General features: G+C 69.4%; 22 protein-coding genes and 3 pseudogenes. 10 read left to right on the top strand and 15 right to left on the bottom strand.

The annotated features are described in order from the left end of the window. Window positions 1-5 precede the first annotated feature (5 nt). Entirely contained in the window at window positions 6-347 is a 342-nt protein-coding gene (gene fdxA / locus PBV52_RS02685; protein ID WP_274236634.1) for a ferredoxin, read from the top strand. Window positions 348-421: 74 nt separating this feature from the next. On the opposite strand, the gene PBV52_RS02680 is transcribed toward fdxA, so the two are convergent. Further along, entirely contained in the window at window positions 422-1,255 is an 834-nt protein-coding gene (locus PBV52_RS02680; protein ID WP_274236633.1) for a PaaX family transcriptional regulator C-terminal domain-containing protein, read from the bottom strand. A gap of 279 nt (window positions 1,256-1,534) precedes the next feature. Here PBV52_RS02680 and PBV52_RS02675 point away from each other — a divergent pair, with 279 nt between their 5' ends. Continuing rightward, window positions 1,535-2,104, top strand: coding sequence for a gamma carbonic anhydrase family protein (locus PBV52_RS02675; protein WP_274236632.1), 570 nt, complete (start codon window positions 1,535-1,537; stop codon window positions 2,102-2,104). Between the two features lie 182 nt (window positions 2,105-2,286). Here the strand turns inward: PBV52_RS02675 and PBV52_RS02670 are convergent, their stop codons facing one another. After that, on the bottom strand, window positions 2,287-3,111 hold the full coding sequence (locus tag PBV52_RS02670) for an SDR family oxidoreductase (protein ID WP_274236631.1): 825 nt from the start codon (window positions 3,109-3,111) through the stop codon (window positions 2,287-2,289). Between the two features lie 382 nt (window positions 3,112-3,493). Next, window positions 3,494-4,331 (bottom strand): annotated as a pseudogene (locus PBV52_RS02665) (helix-turn-helix transcriptional regulator). Window positions 4,332-4,502: 171 nt separating this feature from the next. Here PBV52_RS02665 and PBV52_RS02660 point away from each other — a divergent pair. Then, on the top strand, window positions 4,503-4,634 hold the full coding sequence (locus PBV52_RS02660; protein ID WP_274236630.1) for a hypothetical protein: 132 nt from the start codon (window positions 4,503-4,505) through the stop codon (window positions 4,632-4,634). Next, the gene (locus tag PBV52_RS02655) at window positions 4,594-4,908 is read left to right on the top strand and encodes an alpha/beta hydrolase fold domain-containing protein (protein ID WP_306801487.1); all 315 of its coding nucleotides are present in this window, start codon (window positions 4,594-4,596) and stop codon (window positions 4,906-4,908) included. Before PBV52_RS02660 ends, PBV52_RS02655 begins: the two co-directional genes overlap by 41 nt. 226 nt (window positions 4,909-5,134) lie before the next feature. Here the strand turns inward: PBV52_RS02655 and PBV52_RS02650 are convergent, their stop codons facing one another. Next, complete coding sequence (locus PBV52_RS02650; protein ID WP_274236629.1) at window positions 5,135-5,491, bottom strand: LysR family transcriptional regulator; 357 nt, start codon at window positions 5,489-5,491, stop codon at window positions 5,135-5,137. Between the two features lie 363 nt (window positions 5,492-5,854). Next, window positions 5,855-6,247 (bottom strand): hypothetical protein, encoded by a 393-nt coding sequence (locus tag PBV52_RS02645; RefSeq protein ID WP_274236628.1) that lies wholly within the window; start codon window positions 6,245-6,247, stop codon window positions 5,855-5,857. A 38-nt stretch (window positions 6,248-6,285) separates the two neighbouring features. On the opposite strand from PBV52_RS02645, the gene PBV52_RS02640 reads away from it, so the two are divergent. The 6 genes from PBV52_RS02640 (at window position 6,286) to folD (ending at window position 11,012) form a co-directional block, all read left to right on the top strand. Next, entirely contained in the window at window positions 6,286-6,489 is a 204-nt protein-coding gene (locus PBV52_RS02640) for a hypothetical protein (RefSeq protein WP_274236627.1), read from the top strand. Continuing rightward, window positions 6,420-6,611 (top strand): fumarylacetoacetate hydrolase family protein, encoded by a 192-nt coding sequence (locus tag PBV52_RS51570; RefSeq protein WP_373921814.1) that lies wholly within the window; start codon window positions 6,420-6,422, stop codon window positions 6,609-6,611. Before PBV52_RS02640 ends, PBV52_RS51570 begins: the two co-directional genes overlap by 70 nt. 158 nt (window positions 6,612-6,769) lie before the next feature. Beyond that, window positions 6,770-8,146 (top strand): aminomethyl transferase family protein, encoded by a 1,377-nt coding sequence (locus PBV52_RS02635; RefSeq protein WP_274236626.1) that lies wholly within the window; start codon window positions 6,770-6,772, stop codon window positions 8,144-8,146. A 74-nt stretch (window positions 8,147-8,220) separates the two neighbouring features. Further along, the gene (locus tag PBV52_RS02630; protein ID WP_274236625.1) at window positions 8,221-9,051 is read left to right on the top strand and encodes a methylenetetrahydrofolate reductase; all 831 of its coding nucleotides are present in this window, start codon (window positions 8,221-8,223) and stop codon (window positions 9,049-9,051) included. A gap of 62 nt (window positions 9,052-9,113) precedes the next feature. Continuing rightward, window positions 9,114-10,058, top strand: a complete 945-nt coding sequence (gene purU, locus PBV52_RS02625; RefSeq protein ID WP_274236624.1) for a formyltetrahydrofolate deformylase — start codon at window positions 9,114-9,116, stop codon at window positions 10,056-10,058. Window positions 10,059-10,079: 21 nt separating this feature from the next. Further along, window positions 10,080-11,012, top strand: a complete 933-nt coding sequence (folD, locus tag PBV52_RS02620; protein WP_274236623.1) for a bifunctional methylenetetrahydrofolate dehydrogenase/methenyltetrahydrofolate cyclohydrolase FolD — start codon at window positions 10,080-10,082, stop codon at window positions 11,010-11,012. 326 nt (window positions 11,013-11,338) lie between these two features. Here the strand turns inward: folD and PBV52_RS02615 are convergent. From PBV52_RS02615 to PBV52_RS02565, 10 genes and pseudogenes are all read right to left on the bottom strand, one after another. After that, window positions 11,339-12,261, bottom strand: a pseudogene (locus tag PBV52_RS02615) (zinc-binding dehydrogenase). A gap of 11 nt (window positions 12,262-12,272) precedes the next feature. After that, window positions 12,273-12,425, bottom strand: a pseudogene (locus tag PBV52_RS02610) (fumarylacetoacetate hydrolase family protein); the annotation flags it as partial. 255 nt (window positions 12,426-12,680) lie between these two features. Next, a complete protein-coding gene (locus tag PBV52_RS02605; RefSeq protein ID WP_274236622.1) occupies window positions 12,681-13,994 on the bottom strand; it encodes an RICIN domain-containing protein in 1,314 nt (437 codons plus the stop codon). A 240-nt stretch (window positions 13,995-14,234) separates the two neighbouring features. Further along, window positions 14,235-16,166, bottom strand: a complete 1,932-nt coding sequence (locus PBV52_RS02600; RefSeq protein ID WP_274236621.1) for a glycosyl hydrolase 53 family protein — start codon at window positions 16,164-16,166, stop codon at window positions 14,235-14,237. 86 nt (window positions 16,167-16,252) lie between these two features. Then, window positions 16,253-18,466: a family 43 glycosylhydrolase gene (locus tag PBV52_RS51565; protein ID WP_373921813.1), complete on the bottom strand. Its 2,214-nt coding sequence runs from the start codon at window positions 18,464-18,466 to the stop codon at window positions 16,253-16,255. Further along, window positions 18,453-19,802, bottom strand: a complete 1,350-nt coding sequence (locus tag PBV52_RS02585) for a right-handed parallel beta-helix repeat-containing protein (protein ID WP_274236620.1) — start codon at window positions 19,800-19,802, stop codon at window positions 18,453-18,455. The genes PBV52_RS51565 and PBV52_RS02585 overlap by 14 nt, the downstream gene beginning before the upstream one ends. A gap of 118 nt (window positions 19,803-19,920) precedes the next feature. Next, window positions 19,921-20,757, bottom strand: a complete 837-nt coding sequence (locus PBV52_RS02580; RefSeq protein ID WP_274236619.1) for a carbohydrate ABC transporter permease — start codon at window positions 20,755-20,757, stop codon at window positions 19,921-19,923. Continuing rightward, entirely contained in the window at window positions 20,747-21,763 is a 1,017-nt protein-coding gene (locus PBV52_RS02575; RefSeq protein ID WP_274236618.1) for a carbohydrate ABC transporter permease, read from the bottom strand. The genes PBV52_RS02580 and PBV52_RS02575 overlap by 11 nt, the downstream gene beginning before the upstream one ends. Then, entirely contained in the window at window positions 21,764-23,047 is a 1,284-nt protein-coding gene (locus tag PBV52_RS02570) for an ABC transporter substrate-binding protein (protein ID WP_274236617.1), read from the bottom strand. It abuts the gene before it with no gap. 546 nt (window positions 23,048-23,593) lie between these two features. Continuing rightward, entirely contained in the window at window positions 23,594-24,463 is an 870-nt protein-coding gene (locus PBV52_RS02565) for an SGNH/GDSL hydrolase family protein (RefSeq protein ID WP_274236616.1), read from the bottom strand. Window positions 24,464-24,468 lie beyond the last annotated feature (5 nt).

The raw sequence follows: 24,468 nt of genomic DNA, 5'->3' as shown, positions 1-24,468 counted from the left end.
CCCTCATGCCCTACGTCATCGCCGAGCCGTGCATCGACATCATGGACCGCTCCTGCATGGAGGAGTGCCCCGTCGACTGCATCTACGAAGGCGACCGCAAGCTCTACATCAACCCGCTGGAATGCATCGACTGCGGCAACTGCGAGCCCGTCTGCCCGGTGCAGGCGATCGCGCAGGACCGCCGGGTGCCGCCGGAGCTGAAGGACTTCGTCACCGACAACAAGCGATTCTTCGCCGAACCGCTGCCGGGCCGGGACCAGCCGATCGGCACGCCCGGAGGCGCCACGGGCCACGGCCCGGTCGGCGCGGACACCGAACTCGTCGCCGCGTACGCCACGCGTGGCTGAGCACCCGAGCGGAGGAGCTCCGTGATCGACGGTGAGACCGTGGTCGGCGCGCACGTCCGGTGCCTCTCGCCGCCTCAGTCCTGGCCGTGACTCTCGGTCAGCTCATTCCACCGCTCCAGCGCCGCCAGGCTCCATTCGGCGTGTCTGGTGTGGAAGAGGCCGGCCGCCTTGGCGCCGCTCCAGTTGGCCGGCAGCAGCTTCGGGGGAAGCCGCGGGTCGAGGAAGGGGAAGCGGCGCCATTCGTGCACCAGCATGGTCTGGGCGTGCAGCATGGCGTCGCCGCCGACCGGGCGCACCCCGGTGAACCCGTCGATGAACGCCTCGTAGCGTTCCTCCACCTCGCTGAGGTCCCAGGCGCGGGTCACCATGGCCGCCTCGCTGCCCACGGCTCCGTAGGCGGCGGTGAAGGACATCGCGTCGTCGGCCAGCCCCAGTTCCTTCAGCACGCCGAGCGCCTCCGCCTCGCGGTCGGCGTGCGGTGTGATCCAGACGCCGGGCTCCGGGGAGCCGAAGCCGGCCCAGCTGAGCCGGGTGCGCACCTGGTGCCGCAGATCCCGCTTGGTCTCCGGCACCGAAACCAGCACCACCAGCCAGGTGTCGTCCCAGGTGCGCTGGCCGCTGCCGAAGTCGTAGATGCGCTGCGCGCCCTCGGTCAGCAGGCGCCGTCCCGGCGGGGTGAGCGCCCAGCGCACCCGGCGTCCGACTCGCTCGGAGGCCAGCCATCCCTCGGCGGCGGTGCGGGCCAGCGCCTGGCGGGCCGACTTCTCCTCGACACCGAACTTCGCCAGCGCGTCCACCAGCGCCGAGGTCCACACCGGGCGGCCCTGAGGCAGCACGTACTCGCCGAGCATGGTCATCAGCAGCGACCGTGCGCTGACATCACCGATCTCCCGGCGTCGGCTGACCACCGGCCGCGCACCTGTTGCGGGGACCCGGCCGGCTCGGGTGCCCGGGCGGGGCCCGCGCGACGCAGCATCCACCATGGTCCTTCACTTCCCTTGCTGCCAGGCCGTCCTGATGTATCACGCCGTCGCGCGACACCGGATTCATCAGCGTATCCGGGCACTTCGGCGGGGGAGCGCGGAGGGCCGCTCTTTCCTTATACATTATCTTGTCGCAGCAAGGACTATCAGTAGAATGTCTGTCGCGTCGGCGAGTGGCCGACCAGGACGAGCGAGGTGGCGGTCATGCCGGTCTATGCCCTCGGGCCCGACGAGCCGGACATCCATCCCAGCGCCTTCGTCCACCCCGACGCCGTCGTCATCGGGAGCGTGTCGATCGGCGCGGAAGCCAGTGTCTGGCCCGGTGCCGTCCTGCGCGGAGACCTCGGCGGACGCATCGAGGTGGGCGCCCGCACCAGCATCCAGGACGGCACCGTCCTGCACACCACCGAACAGTGGCCGACCGTGATCGGCCCCGAGTGCGTGGTCGGCCACAACGCCCACCTGGAGGGCTGCACGGTCGAGCGCCACTGCCTCATCGGCTCCGGTTCCGTGGTCCTCAACCGGGCCATCGTGCGCGAGGGCGCCGTGGTCGCCGCCGCCGCACTGGTTCCGGAGGACCTCGAGGTCCCGCCCAGGGCCATGGCCCTCGGGGTCCCGGTCCGGCTCCGCGAGGGGGCAGCCGATCCCTCATGGGTGGAGTACGCCGTACGCACCTACGTCGAGGCGGGCGCGCGCCACCGGCGCGATCTGAGGCGCATCGACCGCCCCTCTTCGGACTACCGGTTGGATGAATGCTCACCTGATTCAAGGTGAGCGGGAATCGACGAGAGCAGAGCAAGGCCCGGCGGTCGGCGTCACCGTGAACTGCTCCGGCGCGCTCCAAGTCGCTGGGTGACGGCCAACGGGTGTTCGTTGTGGAAGTGCGTATGCCCGCCGACCGCTCCCGTGGGCGTGGGGGCGGTCGGCGGGCGTGGCTGGTGTTGTGGGTGTGTGGGTTATGCGGCGTTGCCCTGGGCCTGGGTGGAGATGTCGGCCCATTCCTGCCAGGTCTTCAGCCGTTCGGCGTAGGCCTGGGGGACGAGGTGGAGGGGGGCGGTGCCGAAGAAGACGCGCAGGGGCGGGTTGTCGGCGTCGACGATCTTCAGCAGGGCGGGGCCGGTTGCGGTGGGGTCGCCGGACTTGACGTCGCTCCAGGCGGCGGCGACGGCGGTGCGCAGGTCGTCGTAGGCGGGCAGTTGCGTGGCGAAGGTGGCGGAGGCGCCGGCCCAGTCGGTTTCGAAGCCGCCGGGCTCGACGAGGGTGACCTTGATGCCGAAGCCGGCGACCTCCTGGGCGAGGGCCTCGGTCAGGCCTTCCAGGGCCCACTTGGAGGCGTTGTAGCCGCCCAGGTTGGGGAAGGAGACGACGCCGCCGACCGTGGAGATCTGCACGATGTGGCCGCTGCCCTGGGCCCGTAGGAGGGGCAGGGCGGCCTGGGTGACCCACAGGGCGCCGTAGAAGTTGGTCTCCATCTGGCCGCGGACCTGCTGTTCCGTCAGCTCCTCGACCGCGCCGAACAGGCCGTGTCCGGCGTTGTTGACGATCACGTCCAGGCGGCCGAAGTGCTCGTGCGCCCGCTGGACGGCCTCGAACGCGGCGGCCTTGTCGGTGACGTCCAGCTTCAGCGGCAGGACCGCCTCACCGTGGGTGGCCACCAGATCCGCCAGGGAGTCGGTGTTGCGGGCGGTGGCCGCGACCTTGTCACCGCGCTCCAGGGCCGCCTGGACGAACTGACGACCGAAGCCGCGCGAGGAACCGGTGACGAACCAGATCTTGCTCATGGGAATGCTCTCCCCTTCGAAGTGAAGTCTTATGGGAAGACTGTACATCGAACTGATACTGAGTATCAAGTCGAGTCGTGGGGTCGGGCGCGCTGGCTGCCCTCGTCAGGCCACCCGCCACTCACATCGCCGTCCACCGTGGGTCGCCCCTTACGGCTCGCCGAGGACAGCAAGCGTGGCGAGGACGGAGGAGACGCACCGAGCAGAGGCATGTGAGAGCGCAGGTGAGACGACGAAGCCCCACCGGAGCTCCAGTGGGGCCTCAGTGTGAGTCGGCCAGGACGACGCGCGGGTGGGCGGCACTAGCCAGTCGGCGCGGCCCGACGAATGCGGTGGCGGTCTCCATGGCGGCCTGCCGTTCGGTGCAGGTCGGTCAGTGCCGTCAGGCCCGCGCACCGTAGAGTGCGGCGAGTTCGGTGGACACGGCGGCGAGTTCGGCGCGGGCCTCGGGCGGATCGAGGACCTCGACGGCGGCGCCCATGGAGAGCACGCCGCGGACGTCGGGAAGTTCGCGGAAGGCGAGTTCCGCACGGGCCCAGCCGTCATCCATGGGGCGGGGCGGGGCGACCAGCTGGGAGGCGAACAGGCGCTGGAAGATCTCCAGTTGCTCGCGGCGTACGCGGCAGCAAGGACGCGGTCGGCGCGGAACAGCCGGGGCTCACTGTCCCGGTCGGCGACCAGGTACCAGACGCCTGCCTTGCTGAGCCCGTACGGGTCCACGGTGTAACTGCGCGGCTCGCGGGCATCGCTGCTGCGATAGGTCAACTGGAGCCGGCGGTCGGTGAGGGAGGCGTGCTGGAGCTCTGCGAGATGGGCGTCGGTGGCCGTTTCGATGCCGTGCATCCAGCGGGCGGGGTCGACGAGGACGCGCTCGCTGGTGCGCTCGGCGTCGCCACGGTGCGGGGCGGGCAGTGCGGCCATGACCTTGCGCAGCGCGGAGCGGATCGCCTCGCCGAGGCCGAGCGCGTCGTGCGTGCCCTCGGTGGCGGGAACGAACAGGGCGCGTGCCTCGTCGTGGGTCAGCCCGGTGATGTCGGTGCGGTAGCCGGGCAGCAGCCGGACGCCGCCGCTGCGTCCGCGCTCCGTCCACACCGGTACGCCGGCGGCGGGCAGTGCTTCGACGTCGCGGTAGACGGTGCCGACCGAGACCTCCAGGTCCTCGGCGAGCTCGACGTGGGAGATCCGTTCGCGGTCTGCAGGAGCAGCCGGATGGACAGCAGTCAGTCGGCTTTCACACGAGTGAGCGTAAATCCTGACGCCGGGTGTCACGTATGGGAGGAACGCTCACCGGCACCCCGCTGTCACACCCTGGAAAGGCAGGCTCATGCCATGGCAGAGGCACTCCTCTCCTCGCCGCCCGGGCCGCCTTCGCCGCCACCGGCTCTCCGGGCTTGCCGCAGTACGCCCCGGAAGCCGCGGGCCACTCCCGGGCCATCGGCGGCTCCCTGGCCGACGCCGACCACATGATCGCCGAGCCTCCGGCTGACGACGTCACCGCACTCTGGCCCACCCGGCCGTCCTGACGCACTCGGGACGGAATGCGACCGGCCGGCCCGGCTGGCCGTCGGTGGTGACAGCGCGGGCGGCGGGCTCGCCCTGATGGCCCGGGACCGCGGTGGTCCGGCGCTCCGCGTGCAGTACCTGGGCGTTCCGATGTCGGACGACCGGCTGGAGACACCGTCGATGCGGGCCTTCCGCGGCACCCCGGTGTGGAACCGACCCATCGCCGAGATCTGCTGGAGTCACTACCTGGGCGGCGAGGGCCGCCGCGGAGGCCCCGACGGCAGGCGCGCGTAGGGGAGCGGGGCGTGCCCACTGTAGGTGGTGACGAGGGGGGGCAGGGTGGCCAGGTCGGCGGTCGGCAACTCGTTGTCCACGATGTCGTCGGACTCCGCCACCACGCAGACTCAGCGGACCTGGACCAAGGGCCCGCTGGGATAGCCGCGGACGGCCTCCCGCGGCAGGGTGATCGCGTCGTTGCGCCTGATCAGGGCCTCGACGTCGTCGACCGCGTCCATCTCCGTCAAGTGGCGCAGGTCGATGCTGGGGCGTCCCCGGGCTCACTGGCCAGGACCTCGTTGACCGCCGCGGGCAAAGCAGCCACCGCGTAGTCAGACGAGGTGACCGAGAACTGCCAGGTCGTGGTGTTCGGGTCGAACTGCTCCCCGAAGAGCCGCTCGAGCGCCCCAGTGGCAGTCTCCAGCCGGACCAGCAGAGTGGCGGCGAACGGCGTGAGCTCGTAGGCGCGGCCGACGCGGACGAGCAGGTCGTCACCGAACCGCCGCCGCAACCGGGTCGGCGCAGCACTCGTCGCGGGTTGGCTGAGCCCCACGACCTCGCCGTTCACCGCGCCTCGCGGCGCACCAGCGCCTCGTGGCACACGGTCTCTCACCTCCACTCACATCGTCAGCGCCGCACGGCGCACGTGGACCGAGGCTTGGGCCTGGTCTGCTCGTTCGGGGTCCGGCCGGCGATCCAGGAGGAGGACGTCGGTGGCTCGCCATCCGTGCTGTGGATTGGTGGCATACCAGTTCGGCCATTCCGCATCGGTGCGGCTGTTGTCACTATCAACGATGTCGGCGGGACGAGCAGGCACCGAAAGCCCGGCTCGTCGCCGCAGACCCACTCCACCTCCTGTCGCCCGGCCGAGAGTCGGACGGCAGCCGCCCCAGGAGAAGACGACGATGGTGGTATCCGATGGGGCCCCTGTGCCTCCCGCGCAGGTCGCCGCTGACGCGACGGGTCACAACGGCAGCGCAGTCGCTTCGCCGCGCAGCTGGCCCGCGGGGACGCCTGCTGGGACCCGGACCGCCCGGCGACCTTCAGCCCGCCCGCGGAGGGAATCCTGCACCGGACCGGGGGCGGCAGCTACGACACCAACACCGTCCGGGCAGCCCCGACGGCAGCCTGCGCCGAGCACGGGATGCGGCTCCTCGGTGTTCCGGCCCAGCCCGGCGAGCCGCCGCCGCGGACCCCCTTCAGCCGCCTGGGTGAGAAGCGCGTCGCGGCCGAGGAAGTCGTGGCCGTGCAGGTCGACGCTACGGGACCAGCCCAGTTCCCCGAGGGTGCGGAACAGGTCGCTGGTGCCGCCGATGGGGATGAAGCTGCCGCTCGGCTTCGTCGCCGGAAACAGCACTCACGTCGCTGTTCGCCGCTCAGTTCGGCGACGGACCGATGCCTGAAGCCATTGCATGCCGCGCCGAGCCGTTCGGGCCATTCGTCGTGCCGACGCCCTTCGCCGACCGCGACGCCGTGCGGATCGTCCTGCAGGTCAACGGCGAGGTGATGCAGGACTGGCCGCCGACGACATGGTCCCCGACTTCCCCCGGCTGGTCGCCCACTCCCGCGAGCGGGTGCGGCTCCAGCCCGGGGACCTAGTCCTCGAGGGTCCCCGGCCGGGAAACGGTGCCCACCACGGCGGCCGCTTCCTCTCTGCCGGCGACGTCGTCGACAGCTCCATCACCGGCCCGGCCCGGCCCGTCAGCGCAACCGCTGCGTGAACGAGGACCTCGTCGGCCGGCGAGCGTCATCGGGCTCGCCCCGAGCATGTGAGGCCCGGGCGGTGCCCTCTCCGCGCGCTCCAGCGCGACGCACTGCCCGGCATCTCGCCGCAGCGACCCCGGCGCCCCGCTACCACCACCCACCCAGGAGGCACCCCATGACCGACCAACCGCGCCTCGAGACCCTGCAGCAGCGCATCGACCGCAGCGGGGGCCCGCTGGCGATGCTGCGGACCAATCCCGCCACGCACTACCCGTTCACCTACGCCCAGGAGTACACGAGCTGGCACAACGAGCAGTGGGCCTGGAAGAACGCTTGCGTCCTGTTCGACCAGTCCCACCACATGACCGAGGTGCACATCACCGGGCCCGACGTGAAGCGCTTGATCAGCGACACCGGCGTCAACAGCCCGGCAACCCTCGGCCGCGACCGCGCCAAGCAGTTCGTCGCCGTCGGGCCGGACGGCCGCTACATCGGCGACTGCATCCTGTTCGGCCTCGAGGAGGACCACCTGAGCTTGGTCGGTGTCCCCCAGGCGGCCAACTGGGTGCAGTTCCAAGCTCAACAGGGCGACTACGACGTCGAGTTCAGCGTGGACCCGGCGTCGGTCTACAACCCGCTGGGCCGCCGACAGCACTACCGGTACCAGCTCAACGGCCCTCGCACCCAGGAGATCCTGGAACGCGCCGTCGGCGGCCCGATCGACCGCATCCCGTTCTTCCGCATGGGCTCCTTCGAGATCGCTGGGACCCCGGTTCGTGCCCTGAACCACACGATGGCGGGCGTGCCGGGCGAGGAGTACACCGGCCTGGAGCTCTTCGGCCCGGTGGAGCACGGCCCCCGCGTCCTGGAGACGCTGTTGTACGCCGGCGCGCAGAGCGGCCTGCGCCAGGGCGGGGCCGTGTCCTACCTGTCCTCGACGGTCGAGTCCGGGTGGATCCCCGCCGTCCCGTCCGCCGTCTACAGCTCCCCGGAGACGGCCGCCTACCGGCAGCACCTGCCCGGTTTCGGGATGGAGGGCATGATCACCATCGAGGGCAGTTACGTCTCGGACGACATCCAGGACTACTACTTCTACCCCTGGGAGCTGGGCTACGGCTCCATCGTCAAGCTCGACCACGACTTCATCGGCCGCACAGCCCTCGAGCAGGCGGCCCAGGGACCCAAGCGCCTCAAGCGCTGGCTGGAGTGGGACACCGACGACGTCATGCAGGTGGTCCGGGCCGGCTTCTTCGGAGACGGTCCCCGACCCAAGCTGCTCAGCCTGCCCAACCTGAACCCCGCCACGATCTACCTGGACAGCGTGATGCAGGGCGATCGCCTCGTGGGCCTGTCCACGTGGGGTGGCTACACCGTCAACGTCGGGCGCGTGGTGACCATCGCCATCCTCGACGAGTCCTTGACCGACGGCGACCGCGTCGAGGTCCTGTGGGGCGAGCCCGACGGCGGAGCCGGCCGGCCGCTCAGCGAACCCCACCACGTGCAGACCACCATCCGGGCCACGGTACGGACCCGGCCGCCGGCTCAGCACTGACGTGCCGGACCACCCGACCCGCCCATGCGAGAGGCCGGACCGTGAACCGACTCCACTCCCAGCACGACGTGATCGTGCGCGCTGACCTTGTCCGGGCCGTGAGGGGTCTCGGCTATGAGGTCATCCCGTTCGCCAAGACCGAGCAGGCCGTCCGCGACCACGTCCCGACCGACGTCCCGCTCACCGTGACCGCCTCACCGGCCAAGGGACAGGACGCGACCATCGACCTGGCGGTCGCGCTCGCGGGCCACGGTTATGCCGTGTCACCGCACCTGTCGGCCCAGCAAGTGAGGGACCACCAGCACCTGGCCGGTCTCGTCGGCAGGTGCCGCGACGCCGGTATCACCGGCGTGTTCGTGGTCGGAGGCGACCGAACCGCCGCGACGACGGCGTTCCCCGACGCTCTGGCGCTGCTACGGGCGGTGCACGAGCTGGACCACGGCTTCACCGACATCGGGATCGGCGGTCATCCCGAGGGCCATCCGGACGTATCGGAGCAGGTGCTGATGCAGGCGCTGGCGGACAAGGCGCCGCTCGCCACGCACATCACGACGCAGATCGTCTTCGATCCCCGGGCCATCCTGGCGTGGATCCACCGGGTTCGCGCCTACGACATCAAACTGCCGGTCCACGTCGGCCTCCCCGGTGCCGTCCACCGGCAGAAGCTGTTGCGCGTCGCAGGCGGACTGGGCCTCGGGGAGTCGGCGAAGTTCCTGAAGAAGCAGCAGACCCTGCTCCGGCGCTTCTTCCTCCCCGGCGGCTATCGGCCGGACGCCTTGCTCTCGGGGCTCGCGCCCCATCTCGGGGAGGCCGACGACGCCGTCGCCGGGTTCCACGTCTTCACCTTCAACGATCTCGCGCCGACCGAGGCGTGGCGCCGGCGTCTTCTCTCGGACCTGACATGACCGGCGCCGCGACCAGCACCGCGCCGGCGCGTACTCACCCTGCCCATCAAACCGGAGTCGCCATGTCCGCACCCACCACGTCCGCACGAACCGCGTCCGCGCCCACCACGTCCAAAGGGAGCACTTCGCGTGAGGGCGGGATCCCCGAGGACCGAGCCGACCACGGGCGTCTGCTGATCCAGTGCCCCGACCGGCCGGGCGTGGTCTCGGCGGTGAGCACGTTCCTCGCCGAGGCCGGTGCGAACATCACGAGCCTGGACCAGTTCTCGACGGCTGCGGTCGGCGGCACCTTTTTCCAGCGCACCGGGTTCCACCTGCCCGGCCTGTCCGCAGCCCGGGACGAATTGGACCGTGCGTTCGAAACCGGCGTCGCTCAGCGCTGGGGCATGACTCACCGCCTCACCGAGGCCGCCCGGCCCAAACGGGTGGCCATCATGGTGTCCAAGACCGACCACTGCGTGCTCGACCTGCTCTGGCGTCACCGTCGCGGCCAACTGGACATGAATGTGGTCATGGTCGTGTCCAACCACCCCGACCTCGCCGATGAGGTCCGGCCCTTCGGGGTGCCTTACATCCACGTCCCCGCCACCCGGGACAACCGCGCCGAGGCGGAGAGCCGCATCCTCGACCTGCTGCGCGGCAACGTCGACCTCGTCGTGCTGGCGCGGTACATGCAGATCATCACGCCCTCCTTCCTCGAAGCGGTCGGCTGTCCGCTGATCAACATCCACCACAGCTTCCTGCCCGCCTTCATCGGGGCCGGCCCGTACCAGAAGGCCAAGGACCGCGGTGTGAAGCTGGTCGGTGCGACCGCCCACTACGTCACCGCCGATCTGGACGAGGGCCCGATCATCGACCAGGACGTCGTCCGGGTCGACCACCGGCACACCACCGCCGACCTCGTACGCCTCGGCGCCGATGTCGAGCGCGCCGTTCTCTCGCGCGCCGTGCGCGCGCACCTGGAGGACCGGCTCGCCGTCCACGGCAACTCCACCATCGTCTTCTGAATCGTCTTCCAAGGGATTCTCGTGACCGCGCAGCTCATCGACGGCACCACCGTTGCCCGGCAGGTCCGTTCCGACGTCGCCTCCGGCGTCGCCGCACTCGTGGACGCCGGGGGGAACGCGCCCGGCCTGGCCACCGTCCTCATAGGCGACGACCCGGCGAGCGGGGTGTACGTCCGGAACAAGCGCCGCGCCTGCACCGCGGCCGGCATGACCGACCTGCACCGGCATCTTCCAGTCGAGACAACTCAGGATGACGCTGCCGCGCTCATCGACGAACTGGCGGCCGACCCGGCGGTCTCCGGGATCCTCCTGCAGCTGCCGACACCGGCTCACCTGGACGCCACCGCCCTGCTCGCGCGCATCCCGGCGCACAAGGACGTCGACGGCCTGACCACCGTGAACGCCGGATTGCTCGCCCAGGGCAGCCCCGGCCTGCGACCCTGCACTCCCTCTGGGGTGATGGCCCTGCTCGACGCCCACCGGATTCCTCTCGAGGGGGCCGAAGCAGTCGTCGTCGGCCGCAGCACCTTGGTCGGGAAGCCGATGGGCCAGCTGCTGCTGGAGAGGAACGCGACCGTCACGATCTGCCACTCCCGCACCCGCGACCTGGCCGCCGTGTGCCGCCGCGCCGACATCCTGGTCGTGGCGGCCGGCATCCCGGGGCTCATCGGCATCGACGCGGTCAAGCCCGGCGCCACCGTGATCGACGTCGGCATCCACCGCTCCCCGGCGGGTCTGTGCGGGGACGTGGACACCGACGCCGTCGTCGGCACCGCGGCCTTCGTCACTCCCGTCCCTGGCGGCGTGGGCCCGATGACCATCGCCATGCTCCTGGCCAACACACTTATCGCCGCGCGAGCACAGCAGGCGGATCGGTGTGGCCCTCCTGGGGTCAGCTCCCTCCGCGGCCGGCGAGCGGCCGTCCTCGGCGACGGCGCCGGCACGACGCCGTGACGAGATGGCGCGACGGGACGGCCGCGGCCACGAGACGGGCCGTGGGGTCACCGCCGACGGTGCCACCGTCCTCGCCGGGTGCGATCACCCGTACTTCGGCCGGTGGCCTGCCGCCACCACGCGCCAGGTCGACGCCGGTCGCCTCGGGAGCGGGCCCTCGTGCGGTTGCCCGCAGCACTGAGGGGCGTCGTCGGCTCTGGGCGGTACGCGGCTGGGGACGAGCTGGAACTCCGCCCCTGGGACGTGCCGGTGCTCGCCGAAGGCGCGGCTGTCACCCTGGGTGAGGCGACCGTGTCCCGGCACCCGACGGCCCGGTCCTCGCCTCCTCAGCCCAGCCGCGGGTCGACATGGACCTTGGGCCCCGGCCCGGCGCCGGCCGGACGTTCACCGGCGAGCACGGGACCGGCCTGTTCCAGGCCTACGGTCGCGGCGACGAGCGGCCTGGGGCCGACCGATCCGTCGGCATAGGCCCGGATGGTCTCGTCGAGGCCGGGGGAGGCCGACAGGATGCCGACCGCCGTCACGTCCTTGAGTGCCGGCGTGCGGGTGTCGATCCCGCTGGATTCCCCGGCCAGTCCCACGTACACGACTCGGCCGGCCGGCTCGACCAAGTCCAGGGCCAGGTCGGGTAGATGGGTGGCGTTCGACGCGTCGACGACAGCGTCGAACGGCAGGTCCGGAACGGATTCCTCCGTCCATACGTGCGCGAAGCCCAGCTCGCGGGCGAAGGCGAGCGAGGGTTGGGTGCGGCTCATCAGGTGCACTTTCGTACCGGCGGCGTGGAGGAACATCGCGACCAGCAGCCCGATGGTTCCCGGGCCCAGGATCAGGGCGCGGTCTCCGGGTTGCAGGGCGGTGGCCCGGGCGCCGCGCATGGCGTTGCCGCCCGGCTCCACCAGCGCGCCCAGTACGGCGTCGACGGAGTCAGGGAGTATGTGCAACGAGGAGGCCGGCACCGCGAGTTGCTCCGCGCGGGCACCGGCCCGCTCCCCGCGTATGCCGACCACGCGGGGTCGACCCCGGCGCCGACCGCCGCCACGCGACCGGTCCACTCGTGGCCCAGCCGCATCGGGTAGGCGGAGTGCCCTTGGGTCGGGTGGTAGGCCATCTCGCCGGTGAAGAACTCCACGTCGGTGCCGCACACGCCGACCCGCTCCACGTCGACGACTGCTTCGCCGGGGGCGGCCACCGGCGCAGGAACCTCCTGCACCACGTACTCCCCGGGGGCGGTCAGCACGAACGCGCGCATGGGGCGGGTGCTCACCGGGGCCCGAGCACGCGCTGACGCTGCGTGCCGAGGTACTTGATACCCAGTTCCATCACGTCACCTGGCCGCAGCCACACCGGCGGGGTCAAGCCCATACCGGCGCCGGGTGGGGTGCCCGTGTTGATCAGGTCGCCGGGTTCCAGGACAGGGCAAGTCCGCCGAGAATCCGATGGGAGCGACGCGACGACATCCACGAGGCCCTCCTCGGACTCGCCGTTTGCCTGATCACGCGTTGGCACGTCCGTAGGCTTTGTCAGGGCCAGTTGGCGGACGTATCCCTGCGCACGCTCGGGCGGCGGGCGTGAAGGCTGCACACCCCTTGGTCAGTCGCGAAGGACCATCGGCGCCATGTCGGGACACCGCCCGCCCTGCTGCCCGAGCGGTGCCCCGACACGTTCCGGTCAGACGCGGCGGCGGGTGAAGCGCTGGTTGGGGTTGCCGGTGTAGGTCCACTGGGAGATGCGGGCGCCGTCGGCGGTCGAGTACTCCCAGATATCCATCGCCAGGCCGGACTCCCGGTTGACGAGGCTGATCACGCCACCACCGTGATCGACCACGCGCCACTGCTGGCTGGTGGCGCCGGTGTCGGCCTGTTGGACGACGTCTGCTCCGGTCGCGGTGCCCGTGGGCTGGAGGAACAGGCCACTGTGCAGTGCCTTGACGCGGACGTGGCCGTCGCCGGCGTCGACGAACTCGAACTGCTGGTTGGGGCGACTGTTGGCGGTCCGCTGGACGAGTTGTGTGCCGGCGGCGGTGGAGGCCCCGTTGATCTCGGCGGCCTTGCCGCTGTGCTGGGCCAGCAGGGTGTAGAGGCCCGGGCCGCCGGGGGAGTCGCCCAGCTGGGCTTCCCACCTGGTGTTGGACCCGGACGCGTCAGCCGGGAGCCGGTCCCGTGCGGCGGTGTCGCCGTACATGGTCCAGCGGGCCCAGTCGACGACGGTCCTCGGGAAGCGCTGGTCGCTCCAGAAGCTGGTGTGGCTGCCGCCGACGAAGGTGAGGAACGCCTTGGGCCAGGTGATCTCCGAGTACGCCTGCCGGGCCGAGGAGTACGACGTGGTCGAGTCCCGGTCGCCGTGGACGAACAGGACCTTCGCGGAGACCGAGCTGGACGGGTTGCCCATGTCCACGCAGGACTGGGGGTTGGCGGAGATGATCCGGCTGTCGGGCCAGGAGGTCAGCAGACCGTGGGTGACCATGCCGCCCAGGGAGTGGCCCGAGACGCCGACGCCGATGCCGGTGTTGATGTGCCCGGCCAGCGGTCCGCTCGCGTTGAGCGCGAGGGTGTTGGTGAGGATCTGCGAGACGTCCTTGGAGGTGTTGCCGTTGTTGACGTCGGTGAAGTTGTGGTTGAAGTGCGGGGCGGGGACGACGAAGCCCGCCGAGGCCAGGGCCCGGATGATGAATAGTGAGTTCTGCGGGCTGCTTCCGTAGCCGTGGGTGAAGTTGTAGACGGGGAAGACCCCGCTTGCGACCGGGGCGTCCGTCACCGGGCTGCCGCCGGCGGTGCCGGTGGCCGGGTAGTAGACGTAGGTGGTGCACGGGCGGCTGCCGCGGGTCCAGTTGTACCGGCGCACGCCGACCGCGAACGGCGTGGTCGGCGCGGTGTCCAGTGGCCCGGCGGCGGCCGGTGCCTGTCCTGCGCCGAGCAGGGACAGGCCCACGCCCGTCGCTCCGGCCGCGCTCATGCTGAGGAAGGTCCGTCGTCGCAGGGTCATGGTGACTCCTTGGGTGCGGGGATGGGTGGGGGGTTTGGCGTTCGGCTGGTTCCGTTGCCGGGTGCGTCCCGTCGACGACGAAGGCCAACAGGCCGACGGGGCGCACGGCGCGACAGCGGGTGCGGGTGGTCCTGCCACCCGCGAGGCGCGGCAGGAGCGGCGTGCGGTGGGTCGGGCGCACCGGATGTCGGGGTGAGGGTGGCCGTTCCGGTCGAACACGGCCTGGTTCTCCCCGGCCGGCTATGAGGCGGTCACGTCGTGTTCGCCGTGGCCGGGCATGACGTCGATGACCGCCGTGACCGGTCCGGTGCCGGTCGTCCCGGTGACTGTCACCTCACCCGGCCTGTCGGTCGCGCCAGGTGGCAACGGCTGCCAGCGGACGGGGACAGTGGTGATCTTGTTGTTGGCGGTGGTGAGCATGCGGATGGAGGAGGGCAGCTTCGGGGCGGCCCCCACCACGGTGCTGGTGTAGACGGTGTCCTGGAGGATGTGCTTGGCGCGGCTGGCGTTGAAGACGTTGATGGAGGCGTGCGGCTCCCACGTGTTCGCCAGTCCGGGCACGGCCCGGAACATAGGCTGGTAGCCGGCCGGCTCCCACACCAGGACACCTGAACCTCGGTTGTCGACCACGTCGTTGGCGGCCTGGAAAACCCTCCGGATCGCGTCCGCCTGCCCCTGAATGGTTCGCGGGTACAGCGAGTTGGGCAACGGCGAGCCATCGCCGCCCGAGGCGGGGTAGGCGGTTTCGGCGATGTCGATTTCGTAGCCGGGGTAGGTGGTGGCCATGGTGTTCAGGTTGAGATCCAGTGCCTCGGGCGTACCGTGCCATTCCGGGTAGTACGAGATGGCCAGCACATCGGGGTTCTGGCCCTTTGCCTTCACCCGGGTGAGGAACTGGTGCCAGAACTCCATGGTTTTGGCGAGCTTGTCCTTGTCGACGATCACGTGTATCTCGACCTTGGATGTCGGTGACGCGTCGCGGACGGCCTTGATCCCGGCCGCGGCCAGGGTGGTGAACCGGTCCCACGACTGGTCGTAGAGCTGCCGCTCCACCGGGTCGGTTGACCGCCAGTACCTCCACAGCAGGCCACCGCCGGGCTTCGACTGGTAGATGTCGGCCTGGTCGACGAAATACGGCGGATTCGTCGTGCCGATGTGGGCCGCCTCGCTGCCGTACATGAAGCCATTGATGATCTCGTTGCCGACGGCCACCTTCTCCGGCGTGGTGCCCTGCCGGATCAACCGCTTCAGATAGTCGGCGGTGAAGTCGTACACGGCCTGGGACAGGTCCGCGAACTCCAGCTCGGCCCAGGCACGTGGTTTTGGTTGCTTGCTCGGGTCCGCCCACGAGTCCGCGTAGTGGAAGTCGATCCCCAGGCCCATGCCCCGCTGCTTGATCCACTTGGCTGAGACCAGTGAGCGCTCCGGGCCCTGGCGCGGTACCGGCGTCGGTTGACCGGTGCTCTCGCTGCGCGGCTCGTTCCATATCCGCAGCCGGGTGTGCTGCATGCCCCGATCCTTGGCCACGTCGAGCAGGTGTGGCCCGGCGCCGCGGTCTTCGGCCAGGGGGGCGACCCAGTACTGCTGGTCCTGGACGTCGTCCATCCAGGACAGATCGGCGCCGAGGGTGAGGTCGTCGCGCAGGTAGTTGAAGACCTGGAGCTCGCTGACACCTGCCCGGGCCCGGCCCGGCCCACCTGTGAACGTCAGCCGGACGAAGCGCGTTCCCGGCCGGGTGAACAGGTGCACCTCCCCTCGCGACACGGCTCGGTTGTGGGACCTGTCGGCGATGGTCTTCCACCGGCGACCGTCGGATGAAGCCTCGACGACGTACCGGTGGGCCACGCCACGGTCCGGGAAGAGCACCTTGACCTTGCGCAGGTTGTCGTAGGTTCCACCGAGGTCGACGGTGAGCCACTGCCGGGCGCCGGCACTACCGGGTTGCCAGGACGTCGCCGGGTCGCCGTCGATGGCCAGACGAGCGTTGGACGAGCCGGTGGCGGCCGTCGCCGCGGCCCAGGGCTTGGCAGCGATATTGCTCTCGATCGGCTTGATGTCCGCGGTTCCGAAGGTCGCGTGGGCCGGGTTGGGCACCATGAGTAAATTCGCGGACAGCATGGTGACCAACGTCGTCGTGACCGCGATGGCGCGGGGCAGACGCTTGCTGCTCATGTCCTTCTCCTGACGATGTGAAGTACGTGCGGCATGGGCTGTTCCGTACGCTCCGCCGGTCGAGAAGACCGGCAGAGCACGGGATGTCAGCCGGCCGCGGCACCGACATCGAGGTAGTCGACGTTGGGCAGTCCGGCTGCCGTGGTCGGATCCAACCGGATGGTGTTGCTGCCGGCGTTCAGTGAGACGGTCACGGTCTTGGTCGTCCACGTCGTCCACGCACCGGTGGACTCGAACGAAAGCGACCCTGCCGTGGCTCCGTTGACGGCGAGGCTCGCTGGCCTCGCACCGGTGGTGGCGCCATTGGCGAACCGGATCCCCAGCGTCGCCGTACGGGCGGTCTCGGAGTTCACGGTGAACTCCGCGAAGGCCCCAACAGCGGGGTCGCCGTTGCAGAACCCGCTGCCGGAATAGCCGGCTTGATTGGAGTCGATCGTGCCCCGGCACTGCGCCGGAGCGGTCTCTGCCTCGTAACGTCCCGGAGGCGGTGGTGTGCCGGCAGAGGTCTTGACGAGTGAGAGCTGGTCGACGGTGACGCCGCCCGAACCCGACGCCCGCACGGTGACGGTGGCGGCCCCGCCGGGCAGCTCGATGCCGGTGAGCTCACGTTTGGCCCAGCCGCTCGACGACGGGATGCCGAGGGTGCGTTGGCTGCCGTTGGCGCCGGTGATCACGACCTGCCCGGCGCTACCCCGAGCGTGCAGGGACAGGGCGTAGGTGCCTGCGGGCATCGACTCGACCCGCTGCTCGACGCCGCCGCTGTTGCTCACCTGGAGGGCGAAGCGAGACCCGTTCACACCACCGTTGACGTTGGTCACCGAACCGCCGAGGTTCCGCCATCCCCGTACGCTGGAGACGATGACGCGGTCGGCCTGGATGTCGGGGTTGAGGATGTAGTTGTTCGCCGGCCCGACACGCCACTCTCCGGTCGTGGCGTTGAACTGCCACTGGCTCACCGAGTGGAACTGTGGCCTCGCGCCGGTCTTGGTCACCGGCATCCACTGGTTGTACCCGATGCCGTTCCAGGCGAAGTCGGCCCAGCGGTCGCCGGCGAAGATCACCGTGTTCTGCTTGGTGCCCTTGACCGTCACGAAGAACCCGGTCTGGGTCACGTGGCTGTAGTCCATCTCGGTGCCGGCAAGCGTGTACTCGCTGGTGTAGGCACCCTGGATGTTGCCGCTGGTCGACTCCAGGACGTGTGCGACCGAACTGTTCCAGCCGTGCAGGTCCGAGGCCGCGTGGTAGTACTTGCCGTCGAGTTTGAACATGGCGTTGCCCTCGCGGCCGGAGGAGTTCTGGCCGATCTGCACGCCGGGCTCCGCCCGCAGCGAGTCGGACTCCCTGAGCTTGCTGACGAAGGCGCGAGAGCGTCCCTCGCGGTTGGAGAAGATCAGGTAGTCCTTGCCGTCGTCGTCGGTGAAGACGGTCTGATCTCCGGTGCCGGTCGTGGGCGAGTTGGTGATCTGGGTCTGGAAGTAGCCGTAGTCGAAGGTGTCGGTGGGTGAGTCACCCTGGAGGAACAGGACCCCGTGCCCGCCTCCGACATAGGCCTGGGTGGCGAGCACATACTTTCCGGTGTTCTCGTTGTACGAGACCCCGAGCCGCCCGACCCACCCTGCCTGACCGAGGGTGGCGCCGTTGTTGATCGCGGTCGAGCGCGTCGCGACCCGGTTCTCGAACTTCCAGTTCACCAGGTCCTTGGACGAGTACACGGGGATCGAGACGAAGCTGACGTTCCCGTCGTACTTCCTCGTCGGATTGGCCCGGTAGAGCTCAGCGCCGGTGTAGTGCACGCCGTACCAGTAGTAGGTGTCACCGAACTTGAAGACCCCACCGCCCTGCGAATAGATGGGGTTGCCGCTGGTGTCGTTCCAGAAGGTGTTGTTCGTGATGGTCTGGAACGTGCCCTCGTCGGCGGCCTTCAGATCGGCGGCGGCGGTCATCAGTGCCGTCTTCGCGTCGGCGACGTCCGACGTGGTGGCCGAAGTGTCGCCGGCGACCTCGGCCGCGGCGGTCAACGCCTTGGCGAAGGGCCTCCAGGAGTCAGCGGTGTACTTCGTCGGAGTGCGCGTCTGGTAGTCGGACACCAGGTACTTGAGGCCGCGATCCACCACCGGTCCAGCAGCCGCCCCCTGGTCTTGGAGCTCCGTTGCCTGTCTCTGCGTTGCAGGTGTCTCCGCCGCGGCGGTGCTCGCCGAGAGCGGCGCCGCCAACGCCACGGACAACAGGGTGGCGGCGGCCAACTTCCAGTACTTGGAGACGACACGCGATCGTTGCCTCAAGAGGTCACCTTCCGTCATTCTCAAAGGCGCCGAGATCCGGCGCACTTCCGCTGAAGGGCAGTCCCACGTCGGTGCCCTTGTCGATCAGGGCACTGTTCGCCGCGAGACGGAGGTGGGGCAGCACGGGCGGACTCCCGTCGGTCTGGCGGGGCGCGTCCCAGCCGGACGTCGACACACTGTTGAACTGGGAGTCCGACAGGGGGACGCCGAGGTTCCAGGAGTTGTACGCGGCGTTCGTGCCGCTCATGTTCGACGTCGCCGTTCCGGTGTAGGCGATGTTGTTGCGCAGGTTGCCCCGGCCGACGGCGGCGCCGCGCGAGTCGATTCCCAGCATGTTGAAGTTGGGGTGGTTTCCGTAGCCGGTGTTGTTGAAGAAGTCGTTGGCCACCGGGTGGTGGTTGGCGTAGAAGCCGGCCGCCTTGTTCAGGAACGCCACCGAGGAGCGGACGGTGTGCTTCGGCGCATTGGCCTCGTAGTCGCCCCCGTAGCCGCCGGACTTGAAGCCGGCTCCGTTGCCGGAGGGCGTCGCCGTCCCCGGCACGTACCCGTTGCGCCAGGCCCACGAGTTCTCGATGATCACGGGCGAGTAGGTGGAGATGAGGTCGAACCCGTCATCAGCGTTCCACCACGATCGGCAACCCCGGAACACGTTCGCGGGGCGGCCGGCCGGCGTGTAGTGCGAACCGAACCCGTCGGCGTTCTCGCCGGGCCCGTCGTTGCTGCGCAGGTCGTAGTTGTCATGCGCGTCCGAGTTGAGGACGAGGTTGCCGCCCCCGCCGCTGATGAACAGGCCGGTACCCATGTGGTGGTGGGTGTTGATCTGCTCGAAGACGTCGTTGCCGCCGGAAACCCAGATCCCCCAGGACTCGGCGTTGCGGTTGTTGTTCTGGGGAACGCCCTTGACTTCCAGTCCTTTGAGGTGGATCCAGCTGCCGGTGACGTTGAAGCCCTTGATGCGGCAGTTGTCCGTCATCCGCGAGAAGTCGAAGACCGGTTTCTCGCCCGGCTGGGCCCAGTACCGGATCGGGTTGCCCGAGCTGCCGCTCTTGTCGAGGGTGATCGCGTCGACCTTGGCGGTCTGGCTCGAACAGGCGCTGTTCGCACGGGTGTAGGCGTAGGTGCCGCCCCGGAAGTAGACCGTGTCGCCCGCCTTGGCGACGGCCTGCGCACGGGCGATCGATGCCCACGGAGCGGCCTGCGTACCTGCTGCTCCGTCGTTCCCGTTCGGGGCGACGTAGTAGGTGTTTCCGGCCGCCGCGGCGCTCGCGGACGCCGAGCCGGGGGCCATGACGACGGAACTCGCCGTGACCACCGAGAGCAGGAGGGCAGGGGTGCCGAACTTCGCGGTTCTCACAGCGTCATCTCCCGAGTCAGGTGATTTCCCGTGCGGCAGTAGGTCTCGTGCCTGCCTGAAGAACTCAGCGCAGGTGCGAAAGCTGCTTTTCGAAGGGTGGGACCACGCGCGTGCCTCTTCAGAACTTCATGGCGCCGGCGGCCAGGTTGGCGATGAAGTGGCGCGAGCCGATCAGGAAGACCCCGATCAGCGGGATCACTGACATGAGCGCTCCGGCGATGACCATCGACTGGTCGGTGGTGTAGACGCCGTTCAGCTGCTGCACGGCCACTTGCAGTGTCACCTTGCCCGGGTCGGTCATCACGATCAGTGGCCACAGGTAGTCGTTCCAGATGTGGAAGAAGGTGAAGATCCCCAGGAACGCCAGCCCCGGGCGCAGCACCGGCAGCCCCACCGTCCACCACTGGCGGAAGAACCCGGCCCCGTCGACCCTCGACGCCTGGATCAGCTCGTCGGCGATCGCCCCCTGCGCGTACTGGCGCATCCAGAAGATCCCGAAAGCGTTGGCCGCACCGGGAATGATCAGCGCCTTGAGCGAGCCGACCCAGCCGAGCCAGGCCAGGGTGACGAACTGAGGCACCAGCGCCAGCTGCATCGGAATCATGAAGGTGGCCAGCACGATCCAGAACAGCAGCCTCCGCCCGGGGAAGTCGTATTTGGCGAAGGCGAAGGCGGCCAGCGAGTCGACGAGCAGCACCAGGAACGTCACGGTTGTGGCGGCCACGACGGTGATGCCCATCGACCCCCAGAAGTCGATCCCGTCGAACACCTTGTTCATGTTCTCCCACAGATGGGAGCCCGGGATCAGCTTGGGCGGGTAGGCGAAGATGTCCCCGGTGGTGTTGGAGGCCATCACGAACATCCAGTAGAACGGGAAGATCGTGATCAGCACGCCGAGCAGGAGCACGGCGTGGCCCACGACGGTCCGCGACCGGGCGGCGGTCTCAGCGCGCACGGGACTTCCCCTTCCGCTTGCCGGTGCCGATCGCGTCCTCGTCCCGGCCGCCGATCAGCCGCCAGTTGATGACGGAGAACACCGCGATCAGGAGGAACAGCGCCCAGCCGACGGCCGCGCCGTAGCCGAACCGGTTGAAGACGAACGCCTGCTGGTACAGGTAGAGCACGATGGTGGTGGCCTCGCCGCCGGGCCCGCCGACGTTCCCGTTGTCGTCCACCGGGAACAGCACCTGCGGCTCGGTGAACAGTTGCAGCCCGCCGATGGTGGAGGTGACGGCGACGAACAGGATCACCGGGCGGAGCATCGGGAGGGTGATCCGGAAGAAGGTCTGGCGGTTGTCGGCGCCGTCGACCTTGGCCGCCTCGAACACGTCGCTGGAGATGGCCTGCAGGCCGGCCAGGCAGATGATGGCGTTGTAGCCGACCCACCGCCAGATGGTGATCGCCGCCACGGAGACCTTCATCGCCCACGGGTCGGACAGCCAGCCGACCTCGCCGGAGTTGATCGCCCGCAGCGCGCTGTTGAGCAGCCCGGAGCTGTCGCTGAATACCGAGCCGAGCACCAGGGTCATTGCCACGATCGAGGTGATGTTCGGGACGAAGTAGGCCACCCGGTAGAACGCCTTGAACCGCACCGCGGTGTGCAGTGCGTAGGCGATGACCAGCGCCAGAAAGATCATCGGGACGGTGGACAGGAGCCAGATGATCAGGGTGTTGCCGATCGACTGCCAGAAGTCGGAGTCGGTCACCAGGTACGCGTAGTTCTCCCAGCCGATCGACCGCGTCTCTCCGATGCCGTCCCACGACATGAACGACAGGTAGATGGAGAAGCCGACCGGGAAGACGCCGAATACGGCGAAGAGGATGAAGAACGGGGAGACCGCCGTGTACATCGGCCAGTAGCGGCGCCAGCCGGGCAGCGGCCTGGACCCGTCCGGCGGTGGCTTGGCGATCCTCCCGCGCCGCTCGACGGACTTCCCGCGCAGCGCGTCGGCGAGGCCCATTCAGATCGCCCCCTCGCGGGTGAGTTCACGCTCGATGGTGTTCTGGGCGTCCCGCCATGCCGTGTCGACGTTCTTGCCGGACTCCACGTTGGCGAGCTCGGCGGCGAAGACGGGGTCCATCACCCGGTCGTACGGGCTCTTGTAGACGGTCCTGACCCGCCGCGCCGACGGTCCGAACACCTCGATGGTGCGCTGTCCGCCGTAGAAGGGCCGGGGCTCACGCATCTCCGGCCTCGTGAAGGAGTGCGGGGAGGACGGGAACAGCGACATCTCCGTGAACGCCTTGACCTGGTTCTCAGGAGACTGCAGCCAGGTGATGAACTTGTAGGCCGCTTCGGGGTTCTTGGAGTACTTGGTGATCGCCAGGAAGGACCCGCCGACGTTGCCGGAGCCGCCGGGTGGGTCGGCCACCCGCCACTTGCCCTCGGTCTTCGGCGCGGCCGACTCCGGGAACGCGAGGCCCCACCACACCGCGCCGATACCGACCGGCTGGCGGCCGCTGGTGATCACTCCGTACAAGTCGGGGGAGCCCTCCGGGGCGCCGGCCGACAGGCCGTCCCTGCCGATCCGGTAGGCCAGTTCGAATGCCTCGCGCAGTTCGTCTCTGTCGCCGATGTACCGGCCGTCCTGGGTCATGAACTTGCTGCCCAGCTGGCCCAGCCGGATGCTCCAGACGTGGCGGATGTTGGGGCAGATCACCGCGCGCTCCTGGGACTTCCGCAGTTCCTTGCCCAGGGCGATGAAGCCGTCCCAGTCCGGGGCCCGGGCGGCGAGCTCCTTCGGGTCGGTGGTGACCCCGGCTTCCTGAAGCAGATCGGCGCGGTAGAACAGCCCGGTGGGGCCGGTGTCCATGGGGAACGCGATCATCCGGCCCTCGGGCGTGATGCACTCGTTCCACTTCCAGTCCAGGTACCGGCTCTTCAGCCCGGCCGCGCCGAAGTCGTTGAGGTCGACGAACACGTCCTGGTTGGGGAAGTAGGTGGCCACGTCGGAGTTGATGCCGATGATGTCCGGCACCAGGGACTTGCCGGCGAGCGCGGTACGCACCTTGGTGTTGAAATGGCCGCCGATGTTGGTGCGGCTGAGTCTGAAGCCCTGGGCCCCGGGAATGCCCTTCGTCTCTGCCCGGGCGACCAGCTCGTCGCTCACCGACCGGTCCCAGGTCCACAGCGTGATCTCATCCGCGTCGCCGAGCGAGCGCTGCGACCCGCAGCCGGCCGTCCCGAACCCTCCGGCGGCCGCTCCGGCGCCCAGCGCCAGAAACCGTCTTCGTGACACTGTCATGGACGCGTGTACCACCTTCCGGGCGAGCGGCCCACCCCCTGATCGCTCGGGCGGTGGCCGAAGAGACATCGCGAACGGCTGCTCTGTTTGAACGGGGGGCGCGGCGTGCTTGAGGAGGCTCAGCACTGCCGCCGACACGCTGCACACATCGCTGCCCACGAGCGGCGGTGCGGACCTCATGGCCCACAGGACGAAGTGGCCGCGCAGCTCCGTGTCCGTAAGCCCGGGCGGCCGACCTCCGGCATGGCCCGGCTGTTGATTTCGGTGATCCACGCGAACGCGGCCACCTGGTCGCTGATGATGCCCTTGGCGAGCGCCAGGCGTACTTGAGGCAGCCCGGGCCCCAAGCTGCGAACTGGCAGGCGTCCTGTGCGTGCCCGGGCTGCGTTGGCCGTTGGGTGGGTGGTGGGGTACGGCGCGCATCTCGTGTCCACCGGCACCGCGCAGATGCCGGACTCCAGTTCCTCGCTGTGCAGTTGGCCGCCGAGGGCTCCAACTCGTACGCCGGTCCGAACCACCGCAACTGTTCGCGCCCACCGCCGCGTGCTACGTGAGATACGCGGCGAGCGGGAGGTTCTGGCGGCGCACGTCACCGGCGACGAGCCCTGCGACCCGCTGGGCGCCGTAGGTGTCGAAGTGGGTGTGGTCGTTGCAGAAGAAGGTGCCCAGGGGACCGCTGCCTCCGTAGTCGCCGTTGTTCGGGCAGAAGCGCAGACTGTTGTAGAGCGAGACACTGAGCGTCTGCAGGTCGATGACGGGCGCCCTGGTGGCGGATCCGGCGGCGAAGGTCTCGCCCACGAAGCCGCGGTTCTTGGTCGCCGTACCGCCGGAGCAGGTGATAGCGGCCACCGGGGTGAGCAGCACCGGGTGCGCGCCCCGGGCCAGGGCGGCCTGCGCCATCATGGTCATCAGCTGTTGGTACCGGGCCGGGCCGACGTGCCGGGGGCAGGTCGAGGAGGAGTCGTTGATGCCGAACTGGATGAACAGGTAGTCACCGGCCTTCATTCCGGTGCTCGAGTTCAGCATCGCCTGCCAGCGGGACGAGTACGTGGTGGACGTGAGGCGGCACTCACCGTCCGAGCCCTTGGTGCTGCTCACGTTCCCCTCGTACAGCCAGGTCTGGATGCTGCGGCCTCCCACGGCCTGGTTCTTGACGGTCACGTCGCTGTTGAACAGGGCGTCGAACTGGCTGCCCCAGCCGACCGGACAACGGCCGGAACTCGGGTTGGCCATGGTGGAGTCGCCGGCCAGCCACACGGTGACCGGCGCGGCGAGCGCCCGTGCGGCCGGCGCCTGGGCGCGGGAGGCACTGGTGCAGTTCGTGGCGACGCGGTCCGCCGCGGATGCGGCGCTGACACCGAGGCTCGACAAGGCGATCATGAGCGCGGTCGTGATGAGAATGCGTAAGTTCCTCAACGGGT

This window comes from Streptomyces sp. T12, assembly GCF_028736035.1.
GTDB lineage: Bacteria > Actinomycetota > Actinomycetes > Streptomycetales > Streptomycetaceae > Streptomyces.
This window is presented reverse-complemented; position numbering and strand designations above follow the sequence as displayed.

Excerpts from the sequence above, each read along its gene's own strand:
- fdxA (WP_274236634.1), top strand. The coding sequence starts at position 6 with ATGCCCTACGTCATCGCCGAGCCGTGCATCGACATCATGGACCGCTCC.
- PBV52_RS02675 (WP_274236632.1), top strand. The coding sequence starts at position 1,535 with ATGCCGGTCTATGCCCTCGGGCCCGACGAGCCGGACATCCATCCCAGC.
- PBV52_RS02670 (WP_274236631.1), bottom strand. The coding sequence starts at position 3,111 with ATGAGCAAGATCTGGTTCGTCACCGGTTCCTCGCGCGGCTTCGGTCGT.
- PBV52_RS02640 (WP_274236627.1), top strand. The coding sequence starts at position 6,286 with ATGCCTGAAGCCATTGCATGCCGCGCCGAGCCGTTCGGGCCATTCGTC.
- PBV52_RS51570 (WP_373921814.1), top strand. The coding sequence starts at position 6,420 with ATGGTCCCCGACTTCCCCCGGCTGGTCGCCCACTCCCGCGAGCGGGTG.
- PBV52_RS02635 (WP_274236626.1), top strand. The coding sequence starts at position 6,770 with ATGACCGACCAACCGCGCCTCGAGACCCTGCAGCAGCGCATCGACCGC.
- purU (WP_274236624.1), top strand. The coding sequence starts at position 9,114 with ATGTCCGCACCCACCACGTCCGCACGAACCGCGTCCGCGCCCACCACG.
- PBV52_RS02605 (WP_274236622.1), bottom strand. The coding sequence starts at position 13,994 with ATGACCCTGCGACGACGGACCTTCCTCAGCATGAGCGCGGCCGGAGCG.
- PBV52_RS02600 (WP_274236621.1), bottom strand. The coding sequence starts at position 16,166 with ATGAGCAGCAAGCGTCTGCCCCGCGCCATCGCGGTCACGACGACGTTG.
- PBV52_RS51565 (WP_373921813.1), bottom strand. The coding sequence starts at position 18,466 with ATGACGGAAGGTGACCTCTTGAGGCAACGATCGCGTGTCGTCTCCAAG.
- PBV52_RS02575 (WP_274236618.1), bottom strand. The coding sequence starts at position 21,763 with ATGGGCCTCGCCGACGCGCTGCGCGGGAAGTCCGTCGAGCGGCGCGGG.
- PBV52_RS02570 (WP_274236617.1), bottom strand. The coding sequence starts at position 23,047 with ATGACAGTGTCACGAAGACGGTTTCTGGCGCTGGGCGCCGGAGCGGCC.